At 60.1% G+C, this 12,639-nt stretch carries 12 protein-coding genes; 3 read left to right on the top strand and 9 right to left on the bottom strand.

Features of this window, described 5'->3' with window-relative positions; genetic code table 11:
* Positions 1-106 precede the first annotated feature (106 nt).
* The 3 genes from X750_RS145045 (at position 107) to X750_RS145055 (ending at position 2,078) form a co-directional block, all read left to right on the top strand.
* Complete coding sequence (locus X750_RS145045; protein ID WP_023667962.1) at positions 107-310, top strand: hypothetical protein; 204 nt, start codon at positions 107-109, stop codon at positions 308-310.
* Positions 311-534: 224 nt separating this feature from the next.
* Positions 535-789 carry a hypothetical protein gene (locus X750_RS145050; RefSeq protein WP_023699977.1) on the top strand — a complete coding sequence of 85 codons (255 nt, stop codon included), beginning with the start codon at positions 535-537 and terminating at the stop codon, positions 787-789.
* A gap of 314 nt (positions 790-1,103) precedes the next feature.
* Positions 1,104-2,078: a L,D-transpeptidase gene (locus X750_RS145055; protein WP_023691458.1), complete on the top strand. Its 975-nt coding sequence runs from the start codon at positions 1,104-1,106 to the stop codon at positions 2,076-2,078.
* An 85-nt stretch (positions 2,079-2,163) separates the two neighbouring features.
* Here the strand turns inward: X750_RS145055 and X750_RS145060 are convergent, their stop codons facing one another.
* The 9 genes from X750_RS145060 to X750_RS1000000167065 all read right to left on the bottom strand — a co-directional run bounded on the left by X750_RS145060 (position 2,164) and on the right by X750_RS1000000167065 (position 12,618).
* Complete coding sequence (locus tag X750_RS145060; protein WP_031243151.1) at positions 2,164-4,209, bottom strand: adenylate/guanylate cyclase domain-containing protein; 2,046 nt, start codon at positions 4,207-4,209, stop codon at positions 2,164-2,166.
* A 15-nt stretch (positions 4,210-4,224) separates the two neighbouring features.
* Entirely contained in the window at positions 4,225-5,034 is an 810-nt protein-coding gene (locus tag X750_RS145065) for a FecR domain-containing protein (protein ID WP_023748040.1), read from the bottom strand.
* Positions 5,035-5,045: 11 nt separating this feature from the next.
* Entirely contained in the window at positions 5,046-6,263 is a 1,218-nt protein-coding gene (locus tag X750_RS145070; protein WP_198020998.1) for a tetratricopeptide repeat protein, read from the bottom strand.
* Between the two features lie 540 nt (positions 6,264-6,803).
* Entirely contained in the window at positions 6,804-7,991 is a 1,188-nt protein-coding gene (locus X750_RS145075) for a magnesium transporter (protein WP_023748038.1), read from the bottom strand.
* Positions 7,992-8,194: 203 nt separating this feature from the next.
* Complete coding sequence (locus X750_RS1000000165920; RefSeq protein WP_023681074.1) at positions 8,195-8,350, bottom strand: hypothetical protein; 156 nt, start codon at positions 8,348-8,350, stop codon at positions 8,195-8,197.
* A gap of 143 nt (positions 8,351-8,493) precedes the next feature.
* Positions 8,494-9,210 carry a pentapeptide repeat-containing protein gene (locus X750_RS145080; RefSeq protein ID WP_023748037.1) on the bottom strand — a complete coding sequence of 239 codons (717 nt, stop codon included), beginning with the start codon at positions 9,208-9,210 and terminating at the stop codon, positions 8,494-8,496.
* Positions 9,211-9,303: 93 nt separating this feature from the next.
* A complete protein-coding gene (locus tag X750_RS1000000165915; RefSeq protein WP_156932418.1) occupies positions 9,304-9,507 on the bottom strand; it encodes a hypothetical protein in 204 nt (67 codons plus the stop codon).
* 1,235 nt (positions 9,508-10,742) lie between these two features.
* Entirely contained in the window at positions 10,743-10,886 is a 144-nt protein-coding gene (locus X750_RS1000000167075) for a hypothetical protein (protein WP_245271880.1), read from the bottom strand.
* A gap of 1,582 nt (positions 10,887-12,468) precedes the next feature.
* Positions 12,469-12,618, bottom strand: coding sequence for a hypothetical protein (locus X750_RS1000000167065; protein WP_245260474.1), 150 nt, complete (start codon positions 12,616-12,618; stop codon positions 12,469-12,471).
* Between the last annotated feature and the right edge of the window lie 21 nt (positions 12,619-12,639).

The raw sequence follows: 12,639 nt of genomic DNA, 5'->3' as shown, positions 1-12,639 counted from the left end.
CACAGCGCAAGTTGTAGCATCTGCGGCGTCTCTGGTTCTCTGCGGCCACCGGCGGAACGGGTTGTAAGCAGGCGCGTTCCTCCAGCGTCAAGCTTGGAGAACATACATGGATGACGAGCTGCGCCTGAAGTTACAAGAGCTGAGCCAAAGCATGCAAACGCGAGCGGCCGAACTTTCGACGCTCGGCGGCAGCGCAGACATAAGTACGGTGATGTCGGGGATCGCCGTCGCTCTGGAGGCGCTGCTGGTGATTGCCGAAGAGATGAAAACGCCACGTTCCGGCCCTTCGGTCCTGCCCGACGCTACATGAACATCTCCGATCGTTTGGGAGAGGCTCCAGAGCGAGAGCGCCTACCGCTCACCAGCAAATCGCTCGCCGAGGAACTGGCTTTAATCCACATTCCGGGTTGGAGAGTGGAGAGCGCAATCTACTCGGTGGAGTACTCCAGGTGGGGTGAGCGTCGGTAGAAATGGATTTTGCACTCGACGATGCCTTTTGGTTAATCGAGGACGGCCTTAGGACGGAGGACCACGATGGCTTGGATGGCCGCAATTTGCCCGATTACAGATGAGCAGGCGCTCGTTAATTCGGAGACAGTTGGTGACATCCGGGAGTTTCGCTGTCCGAGTTGCGGCGACTTCAAAATCACGAACTCGGCCACCGCGATGTTCAAAGGCCTATCGGCAGAACAGAAGTTGGAGCGCTTCGAATACGCTAGGGCAATCGCGGGCGACAACGCGATCACAGTGACGACGGAACATGGATCTATCGATACCGAAGATCAATAGAATACCCGCCCGACAAGCCGGTTCCCAGCGCATCTCCTCACTTGCTGCCCTGAGACCATTTGACTGCCGGTCCAGGTAGTGGGCAGTTTGAAGGTAGAAGCTCACGTCAACATGGCCAGACCATTTTTACACTGCCGATCTGCGCGGCCAGCAACGCCTCTCGTGAGGGGCAAGGCATGGGCATCAAACGTCTCGGACCGGTCGGCAGCGTAAGGCTGGTTGCCTATGATCCTCCTACCGGCGAATGGAACCAGATCTGCCACAGCGCGTCATAGAAGCAGATCAGGTGCGATTTAACGTAAGGAGTGAAATCGATGATCAGGCTCCTTCTCCTCCTCGCCATTGCACTCGCCTTCGCATGCGGCGGGACGGAGGCGGCCAAGCTGGACCTAGCCGCGGTAAATCAGGCGCAATTCTCCGCCGGCGATCCGAAAGGGCTCGATCCTGCCGTGCTGAAGGCGCAAATTTTTTTGGATCGTGCGCGCTTCTCACCGGGGCTCATCGACGGCCGCCTTGGAGAGAACTTCGCCAAGGCGGTCAAGGCCTTCCAGGCGTCGAACGGACTGGCGCCAGATGGCAAGCTCACCCAGGCGACTTGGGACAAGCTGATGGCAACCTCCACCAGCCCAGCTCTGATCACCTATGAACTGACCCGCAAAGATGTACGCGGCCCCTTCACCAAACGCATTCCGGGGCGCATGGAGAGGATGGCTCGCCTGAGAAGGCTTGGCTATCACGACTCGATCGAGAAGCTGGCGGAGCGCTTCCATGTGAGCGAACCATTGCTCAGGAGGCTAAACCCAGGCACCGGATTCAGGAAAGCTGGAACCACGCTGCTGGTACCAGATGTTGGCCGGGGTGAACCTCCCGCCACCATTGCCGGCGTCGAAGTCGACAAAGGCGCTCATCAGGTGCGCGTGCTCGACCCCTCCAATAAAGCGCTTGCCGTCTACCCTGCCTCGATCGGGAGCGACGAGAAGCCGGCACCAAGTGGGCAGGCAGAGATCCAAAGGGTGGTGCACAACCCGACCTATCACTACGATCCCGATTTTGCATTCAAGGGAGTCAAAACCAAGCGGCCCTTCACCATTGCTGCCGGCCCTAACAATCCCGTGGGATCAATCTGGATCGACCTCTCCATCGAAAGCTACGGCATTCACGGCACGCCCGAACCCGGCAAGATCGGGAAGACCTTCTCTCACGGCTGCATCAGGCTAACGAACTGGGATGCCGAGGACCTCGCCTCAATGGTGCACAAACATATGAAGGTGACTTTCAAGGACGAGTGACGCAAGCCGTCGCATCCCTCGATGTCGCCGAAACAAGATGTCCGTCTGTGCCCGTGACAATCGCATCCTGCGACCCGTTGGCCGATCAGCGCGTGCTTCGGGTTCGGGGTGCAACATCAAGCGGCGCCATTTGCACGGATGGCGGCGAACCAACCACCAAGGCGGGGGCGCCAGATTGCTCACCACGATGGCTCTCTAGTTCGCGGCTCATACCTTGTTGAGCAGCTTGCATCTCCGGAACGGTGAAAACCGGGACCTCGCCCTTGAAACCCTGGAGCTCAAAGGCGCCCGCCTGGACGACCGGCATCGATGCTCCTGCCGCAAAGCCGGGTCCAAGCACCAGGGGGATGCCCAGCTTCTTGGTCGTCGATTCGAGCCGTGCCGCGCGGTTCACCGGGGAACCGATAGCGGTGTAATCGAAGCGCCGTTCGGAGCCGAAATTGCCTACCGAGCAGATGCCGGTCTCGATGGCGACGCCGATTTCGATGGAGCGATGGCCATCCGCGGTGAAGGCGGCGTCTTCGCGCCTCACCCGCTCGATAAGGGCCAGGCCCGCGTCGAGCGCACGCTCACGATGATCGGGTTGATCTAGCGGTGCGTTCCAGAAGGCCAGCACCGCATCGCCCATGAACTTGTCGATGGTGCCGTCGCGCTTGAGGATCTCATCGGTCGCAATGCCGAGGAAATGGTTGACCACCTTGGCGATGTCTTGGGTGTCGAGCTGTTCGCTCATGGTCGTGAAGCCACGTATGTCGCTGATCAAAATTGTGATCTCGCGCTTCTCGCCGGACAGGATTGCCTCGGTGTCCGAGCTTGCGAGGCGCTGCACCACGGAGGGCGACAGATATTGGGAGAACTGTCGCGTCAGGGTGGACCGGCGCTGCTCGCTGCGCCTGTAGAGGACATAGCCTTCGAAGCCCGCAACCATGATGGTTGCAAGCGCCGGCTGCAGCGGGTCATAGAGTGCACCCTGCAGGCTGTACTCGAGAGCGCCGAACACGAACGGCGTGACGGCCAGCAGCGCCAGGGAGACGGCGCCAAGCACGACACGCCCGGCGAGCACTCCGGAAAGCCCGATGAAAACGACGGCACTGAGGAGAAACCAGAGCCGCTCGAGCATACGCGCGTGCGCTGGCTCTGCCAGGAAGCGCCCGGCAAGCATCTGGCCGATCGCATCGGCGTGGATCTCCGCTCCTGGTCGCGCTGGACTCGTCGGCGTGGGCAGGTACTGCGTCAGGCCCACAGCCGACAGGTCGACAATGGCGATGGCGTCCCGCAGCCGCGGATCGCCATGGCCCGAAAGGATAGTGCTGGCAGACAGGCGAGGCGTGTCGGTGGCGGTTTCCCAGAGGCGGATGCTCCCCTCCGGCTCGAGCGGCACAATGGCGCCTGCCATCCTGAGTGCGTCGAACCCGGCTGCATTCATCCGGGCTGTGTAACCGTCCTGTCCAGCGTAAAGGCGCAGGAGCTCGAGTGCGAAAGACGGCCACAGCTGCGCGCGTTGAGGGGTGTTGCGAAGCCAGAGCAGCGGCACATGGCGCAGTACGCCGTCGGGATCGGGCAAGGTGCGAATCACGCCGAGGCCTGCGGCGGCGTTCGAGAATTCGGCAAGCGACCCGGTAAGACCGGTGAAGCCGGGAAGTGTATCGGGTACTTGCCCGACGATCGACCAGCCGGCTTTGGGTTCTGCTTCTGAAACCGTCGCTTCATTGCCCAGACTGACGGCAAGCGCCGTTCGATTTTTGGACAGCGCCGCTGCCAGGCGCTTGTCTCCGGCCATGCCCTCAGGCGAGGTGTCAGCCTCGGGGAGTACCAGCGCAAGCCCGACCACCGCCGCGCCGGATTGCGTGATGCCATCGACCAGGTCGGCCAAGAGGCCACGGTTCCAGGGCCATCGCCCATGTGCCTTGAGGCTGTCGTCGTCTATCGAGACGATCACGACAGGATTGCTCGTCGCCTGGCGTGGGGCGAGAAACTGATAAAAGTCGTACGTCCGCTCACGCAGGCGCGACAACGGCCCTTCAAAAGCCAAATGGCAAGCGAGCAGCAGGAGCACGACCACAAGGCCGGATATTTTGCGCCTGCCGGCTTGCCGCCAATCAGCCCAGCGCCTACCGACCGAGTGGCTCATCTCGTGCAGCCAGGCCTAATCGCAGTTGTAGTAGTAGCAGCAACCCTCACCCTCACACTCGCCCCGCCGGCCCCCGCTGCCCGCAGGTGGCGTTGGGCTGTCAGGGAATTCCATGACCACTCCTGGCAGTGCGCCGTCCCTGGACCCGCAGACTTTGATCGAGGAGCCTAGAGCCGACGCACAAATTGCGCTTACGTCCAACCCAGGACCCGGTGCGCCCGGCAGGCCGGTTCCCGCTATCCGGTCGATACTGTCCAAGATCGGGAAGGCGTCGATGCCGCCGTAGCCGGCCAGAAGCTTGCCATCGTCCGACGTGCAGGCGTAGCCCGGGTTCGTGATGACCAGCCGTTTGCCATTGATCGTGCAGGTCATGCGGCCGGCGCGCAATATGCCGACGGTCTGGCCGGCTGCCACCAGCACTTCGATGATGCCGCCTCTCGCTCCGAGCACCATGTGCGGCGTCGCAACCTGCATGACGCCCCCTTTCGAAACCTGGCCGCCATAAAAACGGGCCAGGCCGCTGTTCATCCCGATGTCGATCTTTCCCGACCCAGAGCCCGGATTGTAGACGAACTCATCGATGGTCAGGCTGGTGTTTGGACCAATCTTGGCGCTCGATTCATCCCGGAACACCAGCATTCCGAGACCGGTGGGATTGCTGCGCAACTGGTCGCCGAGTTCGACGCCGGCGCCAACGTTCATCGTCCCGCCGTTATTGCGGACGATGATGGTCTGATAGGCCGTCATCGACCCGACCGTCTCAGCAGCGGATGGTGCCGCGAAGGCGAGGCAGGCGATAAAAATGACGATCTGATGATACCTCATCGCGGCCTCTTTCAATTGAGCGTCAACGTATAGCTCATGAGCATTTCGAACGATTTTCGGTCGCGGTTGGCGAGGGCGAAGTTGGTTTTGCGGTAGGCGAGATCGACGCTGATCTTCTGCGCTTCCGTCAGCTGAAAATCGCTTTCCGAGGCAATGCGCCAGAAGTCGCTCTTGATATTTGTGCCGATGCCGACGGACAGATCGGGAGTGTCGCTGTGGCCGGCCGATAAGGCGATCTGGTGCGACCATGCGAAAAAATCCGATACGTTCATCAACAGGCCGCCATAGCGGACCTCGCCCGTATAGCTGCGGCTGATTTCGCCCGATCCGGAAGCGAAGTCATTCGAGCCGACAAAGCGCAAGCCGAGCGCCTGGCCATTGCGGAAGCGGTAGCTGCCGCCTGCCTCATAGAAGACCCTGCTATCCGCGAAAACGCCTTGCGAGGCGCTTAGATCGATGTAGCCGCCACCGGCGAAGAGCGTCGTCTCGACCGTCGGGCGAACGACGAAACGTCCACTGAGGCCGATACCGGTTTCGTAAATATCGCTGTCGAAACGATCCGTAACGGTGAACGCGGAAAGCAGCAGGCGCAGCGAATCGATCCCGCTGTTGGGCAGTCCCTTGTCCCAGGTAATCGCTGCGTTGCCGTGGATAAAAGTCTTCTCGCCACCCGGAACCGACAGGTCTTCCGTGAAGAGACGCTCTGTCGCGGTCAACGACCCCGAAAGAACGAGCGCGTCGGCACTTGGCGTGCCGAGGTCCCACCGCACAAAACCTTCCGCCTGCCCGTAAGGCGAGACGAAGCTGTCGTCGTCCTGCGCCCCGCCTGGCTCAAAATCGGTGAATGCGCTGAATACGCCGCCGGTCAGGGCGAGTTCCCAGGTGACGCCACGCAACGCGCGCTCGATGCGGGCGAGCAGGCGAACAGCTTCCTGTTGCTCACTTGCGGTCAGACCTCCGACTTCGATGCCGTACTGCACCTGCCGCCGGGCCAATTCATAGGACCCTACATGATAATACAACCGGCTGGCCGCAAGCCGGGCGCGCGCATCGCGCGGGTATTGGATCAGATACTGCTCGATCGAGGAGATCGCCTGATCGTATTGCCCAGCATTGACCGCAACCGTGACGAATTGGGCGAGCGTTCCGTTGTCGGCCGGACTGGCGATGCGGGCCGCAAACGCATCGTCATAGGCCCCAAAAAGACCTTGTGCGCCGGCCGGCAACACGCCGGCACAAAGCAGCGCTGCGGCGACGCCGAAGATCGTTCGAAACGAAGATTGCATGCCGAGAACCCACCCCCAAAACCGACTAGTGCGAGAGATTTAGCACGACTGCAAGAAAAAGGCGACTGAACGGTCGCCGGACTTATGCGAGTCCTCAGCAGCTGTTGCAGCTGCGCAACAAGATATCGGGTTTATTCCTATTTCGGATGCGCTGATTGTCAAAAACTCTTCTCGACATTGCTGCACGTGATTGAAGTATTTGGCCCAAGGCTTAACAAACTCAAATCTCATCAGTAGTGGATCGCACAGCCGACAAGATTAATATTGGGTGGGCGATTCTGCGTATCTGGTCACCAGGCTTCAAGGTCACCCACGGCTTTTCCAAAGGCCTTCCGTCGCGTTTCGCAAGAGGCCGGAGAGCTGCCGGAAGGTGCTTCTCACGACGCGTGTGCGATTCGGCCCGGGTCTTGCAATTTCTTTGAACGCGAGGTCAGCTCATTGCCCCAACTCCCAGGGACGCGTCACCGCACGCAGCTTGCTAGTCTAGAGCACGAGCATGGTTGCCAGCCCCAACATCAGGCCCATGCCTACAATATCGGTCACGGTGGTGAGGAAGATCGCCGAGGCGACCGCCGGATCGGCGCCTACCCGGCGCAGGCCCAACGGGATCAGCACGCCGGAGATGCCGGACATGAGGCACGATCCGGACATGGCAAGCAGGATCACAAGTGCCAGCATCGGCGCCTGCGCCGCCGACGCCGGTTGCCTCGAGGCATAGAACCACATCGCCGCAGCCGCAACAACGCCGACGAGCGCGCCGTTGGCGGCCGCGAGCGCGCCCTCTCTCATCACCAAGTGCAGCTTCGGTCGTTTGTCCACATCCCCAAGGGCAAGGCCACGCAGCGTCATAGCCAGTGCCTGGCAGCCGGTGTTTCCGCTCTGCCCGGCCAAGACTGGGAGAAACGCCGCCAAGGCGACGATCTTCTCGATCGTGCCTGTGAACGAACTGACCACGAATGCGGCCATGAAGGCCGTCAGGAGATTCAACTGCAGCCACGGATGACGCTTCAGGAAGGCTGAAAACAGCGGCGTAAAAGAGCGCTCCTCCTTCTGGAGGCCGACCATCTGGCCAGACTGGGCGGAAATCTCGATGATTTGCTGCTCGAACAATCGCCAGCCGCGAACCTGCCCGAGCAGCCGGTTCTCCGCATCCACCACCGGATAGACAGGATAGTGACGCCGTACCGCCGCCTTGCATGCGTTACTCAAAGAGAGACCGACATAAAGAGCGAACGGCCTGGGCAGCATGATGTGATCGACAATCGCGTCGGGTTCGCTCAGCATCAGATCGCGCAGGACCGCCAGGCCAACCAGTCTATTGCCCTCGTCCGTGACGTAGAGATAAGTGAGCTCGGTCGGCACCTGGGCGCCTCTGACAGCTTCCACCGCGGCAGCAACCGTCGTCCCGACAGGAACGCTGGCGGGGATCGGGTCCATCACGTCGACGAGCGACTCGGGGATCGCGAAACCCATGTCACCATCATGAGAGCTGATGGGCCGCATATGCAGTGGCAAATGCTCGGCCACCTTACGGGCGTGCCCGTCCGGCAACAGCTTTAGTGTGTCGCGGATGAACTCGGGAGACTCTCTAGCGAGCAATTCAGCTGCGTCATCAGGTGCTCGAGCACGCAGCGTGCGCACCAACTTCTGAACGCCGGTCTCTTCGTTCATTTGCTCTGGCCCCCCAATTGGAAAGTGAAAAAGTTGTGAAGTATCGGATCGCACCGGGGCGGAAATACGACAGCTTCTTCCGGCCCCAGCAGTCCGCTTTGTGGTTCTCGCAAGCGCCGCCTGCACACTCCTAGCTTGAGAAGGCAAAGCAGACGTCTACATTTTGGGCGTGCCGTCGTCAGGTCAGCATGCGAGTGTCCGCGCTATTTCCCTCGCTTTTCAACCTTTAGATTTGGGAGGTCGGGTCGCTTGGATACCACACCGGCCTCCTTCAAGGCGGTGTATCCAACCTTTTTGAGGAGCTTCTCTGTTTTGGCGCGCTCCTTGTCCAGAGCGGTATCACCTTTGACCTTGGGCATCCGTCCTCCATTTGGTCGTTGTCGTTCGCCGGTAAATGAGATTGCCGGAAATGTCCCGCAGTGTCGTGCTTTGACCCCCGGCCGAGGACTGAATTGAGGCGCTTTGCCGCCCGGCAGCCTTTGGCGGGAAGCGGACGGGCGGGCTATTCCTGCTGGAATTGACAGGGCCAATTTTCTGGCCTCGTCATGCCAGAAGGCAACTCGGTCCGGGCGTCCCCGCAAGCCATGTTGAGCTGCCACTGGGACAGACCCGCCGAATTGGATAGATCGAGGCCCTCGATACGGGTCAGAAAGAAAAAAGCGCCCTCAAAGTCTATCGGTGCGGTGAACTTCGCTCCTCGGAAGTCCGCCCGCGCGAGATTGGCAAACGAAAAGTGGCTGCCGCTGATATCGGCGTCATGGAACTGCGCACGCCCCAATTCCGCCTTTGTGAAATCAACATTGACCAGATTGGCGTTCTGGAAATTCGAGCGCTGCACTTCCGCGCCCGTAAACACAGCGCCCTGCGCGTCCATCTGGCTGAAGTCGGTCCTGTACGCCTCGATTTTGTCGAACCGGGCGCCTTTGGCGGTCGAGCCGGCCAGGGAAGCGCGCACAAGCGTTGCCTTCTCAAAATTTGCCGCAAGGAGATTGCTGTTCCTGAGGTCGGTCGAAGTGAAATCAACACCGAACAGGTTTGCCCCGCTCAGGTCCTGTCCTTCCAGGATGAGAAGCTTTTTGTCACACTCCTGCCAATTGACGCCAGGCGTCGCGGCTGCGTAGCAATCTTGAGCGGCGGTGGCGTTTTGCCAAGCCAATACAGTGCAAACCGCCAGAACCAAGCCGGATCCGCCGTAAGCTCTGGTTCGTCTCAAAGTCATTTTTGCTGGACCCTCTGCTACTCGTCGACAATCAGCCTTACCACATCTGCTGACACTCGAGCCACGGTAACGACCGCCGTCACAGTTTGCGCATCAACGATCCGTCGATAGCCAGCAGCAGCTTGCGAAATTATCGAGAGGTGGGGAAAGGCTTTGACGGTAGAGTGCTTTTTCGCGGATGCGCATGAGCGCCTCAAGTGCACGAACGAGGAGCGTGAGCAGCGCCTGGAGGAGCGTCTGACGCTCGCGAAGGAAATGACGGGGAGCGTAGATCCGTTGGATTTCATAGTTCGCCAAGCCGTTTCTCTCGTATTCTCTCGTATGGTCTGGCGAACCAAAGGACCAAGAAGACAACTAGTTTCATGCGAGCTGTATTTGACCATGGTAATATGAGCGCTGCCGCATTTGGCCGGAAGCTGACTGGCCGCTTCTGGCGCAAAACGATAACGGATGTTTAACCTGGTCTGGTTCAAGCACCGTTGTCGGGTTCAAATCGCGTGACCACGCCAATGGTACTCCAGTATGGCGCTTCGGAACCTCCAGGTTGCGGGGCCTTGTGATCGCAAGTAAACAGTCGCGGAATTTGGTCACACGAAATGGCCAATCACCGGTTTCGAATGTCCGCAATTCGTGGCGTGAACGATATATTGCACACCTACGGGACCTTACTGACCGATGCCGGCCTGCTCGCCTGTAGGCTGGCGAGGAGCGGCCTGGGGAGTCTCTGGGCCGGCGTCGGTCACCGCTGGCTACGCTGTTGCCTGCGGAAGCTGACAGTCATTGTGATGAGGGCAATTTGCCCACCATCGTCGTCAAACTGCGCGGCGCCGTGAATGACCTACTGCATTCCGCGGAGGGAATTCACGTCGGCGCAGAACTCGGCGTAGGGCTTGCTCATTGCCGCGTCATTGCATTCGCGCAAGATCATTTCGCGCATGGCCTTAGGCTTGGCCATGAAGACCGCCTCCCGGCCTGGTCGGGCGGAGCCGGCGACTTTTTCTGTTCGCCGAAATCGTCAAGCACGCCCCTGCTGGGGCGAAGCTTTCTAAAGCACGTCCGACCACATATTTTAGGAGGGCGCCACCAACGCTCTACCAATCACGGTTCGGAACACTGCCGAAATAACCGTTAGTCGGCGCTAATGTTTCGGTCTGGACTCGCTACCGCTTTGGAAGCATTCTGCACTCGGGGGAGAGGGCGTGGGCAAAGTCCAGCGTCATCAAGGTGCGGATCAGGCCGACCGCTGGCGCAAGAACGCAAAGGGGCGGTGGATGTGGCGACGGCAATATCTGCCGGCGCTGGTGATGGTTCCCTGACCGGTTTTCAAAGTGAACCCAAGCTCTCGACAAGCTCGTCGGGCTCATCCCAGCTGGCTGGCTGAGTGGCACCCGCACGGCCGGCGCGGGGAGCTGCGATATCAAGGGCAACATTTCCACCAGTACCGACGAGCGATTTATCACGTTCCAGGGCAGGAGCATTACTGCCAGACGACGATCAGTTTCAGTACAGCGAGCGCTGGTTGTGCAGCGAGGCTAGGCATAGGCCGCCGGCTGGCGCAAAGCAAGGCGGTAGCGCGGTAGCCACCACCATGTGCAGGCCCACCAGCCCGTCATCATGGTCCGAACCTGATCGCACCCGCCGACCTTGGTCTCAATGTCGTTGATTGGCACTGCCACGCGGCTTTCCTTCATTCGCATGGTTCGCAGACATTAGCATTATCGCATACTCTCATCATCCGGCGTCGTCACCCTCACAAAGCAGCGCCGGTAAGGCTCGGCGCCCTTCTTGTTTGTCCCATGTGCCAAAGGAGGTCGCCGGGCCTGCCGTTGCTCATCTTTGCGGTTGCTCCTGATGGCTCCGCTTGGCGCCGTGGCCCTGCGTCTTCCTTCAGGTAAGGCCGGCGAGGCGCTTGTCAGACGGCCTGGCATGTAGGATTATGGTCCTCGTTGCGGCGACGCCCTCAATGGAGAGCGCCAATGGCCAGAACAAACCTTCCGAACAGCTTTCCCGGGCTGAAATCGAGCGCTTCCTGGCGGCAGCCGAAGCGCTGCACAAGAGCATATTNACAAACCTTCCGAACAGCTTTCCCGGGCTGAAATCGAGCGCTTCCTGGCGGCAGCCGAAGCGCTGCACAAGAGCATCGCCGGGCCGCTCCTGGCGTACCACACGGAGCACTGCCAAGCTCTACCTGAGGCCCATGGACCCCTGTTGAAGTCGATTGAGACGGTCACCGGCCAGAAGGCGCAGTTCATCCCCTGGAACGGGACAGGACCGGCACAACCCCGGAGAAGCCTCCGGGCTGGTTGTCCTCGCGCAACTCTCGCGCCGCATCACCTCTAAGAGCAGTTCGAAGACGCTTTCGATTTCGCCGTTGATTTGGTCGGCAGGGATGCCAGGCTTCTCGGCCGCCGTCGTCAATTGGTCTGCTAAGTCGCTGGCGGCGATCGGATCGCCCCGCGTCACAATCGCGGCGCGGAGGGGTTTTATTAGCTCCCCCTCATCTTGACGCCGGTGCCGGCTGCTCCAAAGTCTTGGGCATGGCTCGGGGAAGTATCAAAGTTGGCGACGAGGTCGCAGTCACGGCGATTGTGCGCGGCCGGGTGACGCCCGATCGCATAAGCGTGACGATCCCCTCCTACGACTTCCCGCATTCTGTTGTCGATTCGGCTTCGAAGGCTGTGATTGGCCAGCATATGGAATTGATCGGCCCTATACACGCATCGACGGGAACAAGGTAACCGTCAGCCTCCGGCCATTGGTGACTGTCGAGGCCGAGCACGTGCGCCTGGTCGAAAGCCACGTGGCGCTTCCGCGAGCGCGAAAAAGGCCGCTCGTTGACAAAGTTTAACTTGCCTGCCCCCCAAGGAACGGCCAGTGAAACTTTCCCCATCACATCGGCTCTGGTCGCCTCCCGCTAGCTGCCGGCGCGTTGCGATATCGGCGCAGTAGATGGGTCGGCATTTTCCGAACTTTCCGCCATGTCGTCGCGATGACGTTGGCGAAGGCGCTTCAGCAAATCGCGTGAGGCTTGAATCGCCCTGCGCGATTGATCCATTTCTGGCGAAACGTGGCGCGTTCCTCCATGGACTTCTGCCACTTCAGCAAGGTAGCCGTAGTCGCAGTGGCCGCTTGAGCGATATCTATGGGCGCTGCAACCATCGCATCCTCCCAAAAAAGGCAATGGTAAACGCAATCTTTATAGGCCCGCCGAAACCCTTTCTTCAATCAAAAACGAACATACGGCACGTGGCAAAATGGCTATTCGTCGGGCCGCTCGACGGCGGCTTCGTCGACCTCGGCCTCCATCTCGTCGTTGACGGTTTTGGTCTTGCCAAAACCGTCCATCGCCACACCGTCAAAGCCCTGCAGCCATGCTTCCGCATATTCCTGCCAGTAATGGCACCTCACGCTCCTTGCCATCCTTGCGCG

The sequence above is a fragment of the Mesorhizobium sp. LNJC391B00 genome (assembly GCF_000502535.1).
Lineage (GTDB): Bacteria > Pseudomonadota > Alphaproteobacteria > Rhizobiales > Rhizobiaceae > Mesorhizobium.
Note: the sequence above shows the minus strand (reverse complement) of the source record. Positions and strands in the feature narration are given on the sequence as shown.

Bases quoted from the DNA above. Each gene is read 5' to 3' on its own strand.
- X750_RS145065 (WP_023748040.1), bottom strand. From the start codon at position 5,034: ATGAGGTATCATCAGATCGTCATTTTTATCGCCTGCCTCGCCTTCGCG.
- X750_RS145050 (WP_023699977.1), top strand. From the start codon at position 535: ATGGCTTGGATGGCCGCAATTTGCCCGATTACAGATGAGCAGGCGCTC.
- X750_RS1000000165920 (WP_023681074.1), bottom strand. From the start codon at position 8,350: ATGCCCAAGGTCAAAGGTGATACCGCTCTGGACAAGGAGCGCGCCAAA.
- X750_RS145060 (WP_031243151.1), bottom strand. From the start codon at position 4,209: ATGAGCCACTCGGTCGGTAGGCGCTGGGCTGATTGGCGGCAAGCCGGC.
- X750_RS145080 (WP_023748037.1), bottom strand. From the start codon at position 9,210: ATGACTTTGAGACGAACCAGAGCTTACGGCGGATCCGGCTTGGTTCTG.
- X750_RS145075 (WP_023748038.1), bottom strand. From the start codon at position 7,991: ATGAACGAAGAGACCGGCGTTCAGAAGTTGGTGCGCACGCTGCGTGCT.
- X750_RS145045 (WP_023667962.1), top strand. From the start codon at position 107: ATGGATGACGAGCTGCGCCTGAAGTTACAAGAGCTGAGCCAAAGCATG.
- X750_RS145055 (WP_023691458.1), top strand. From the start codon at position 1,104: ATGATCAGGCTCCTTCTCCTCCTCGCCATTGCACTCGCCTTCGCATGC.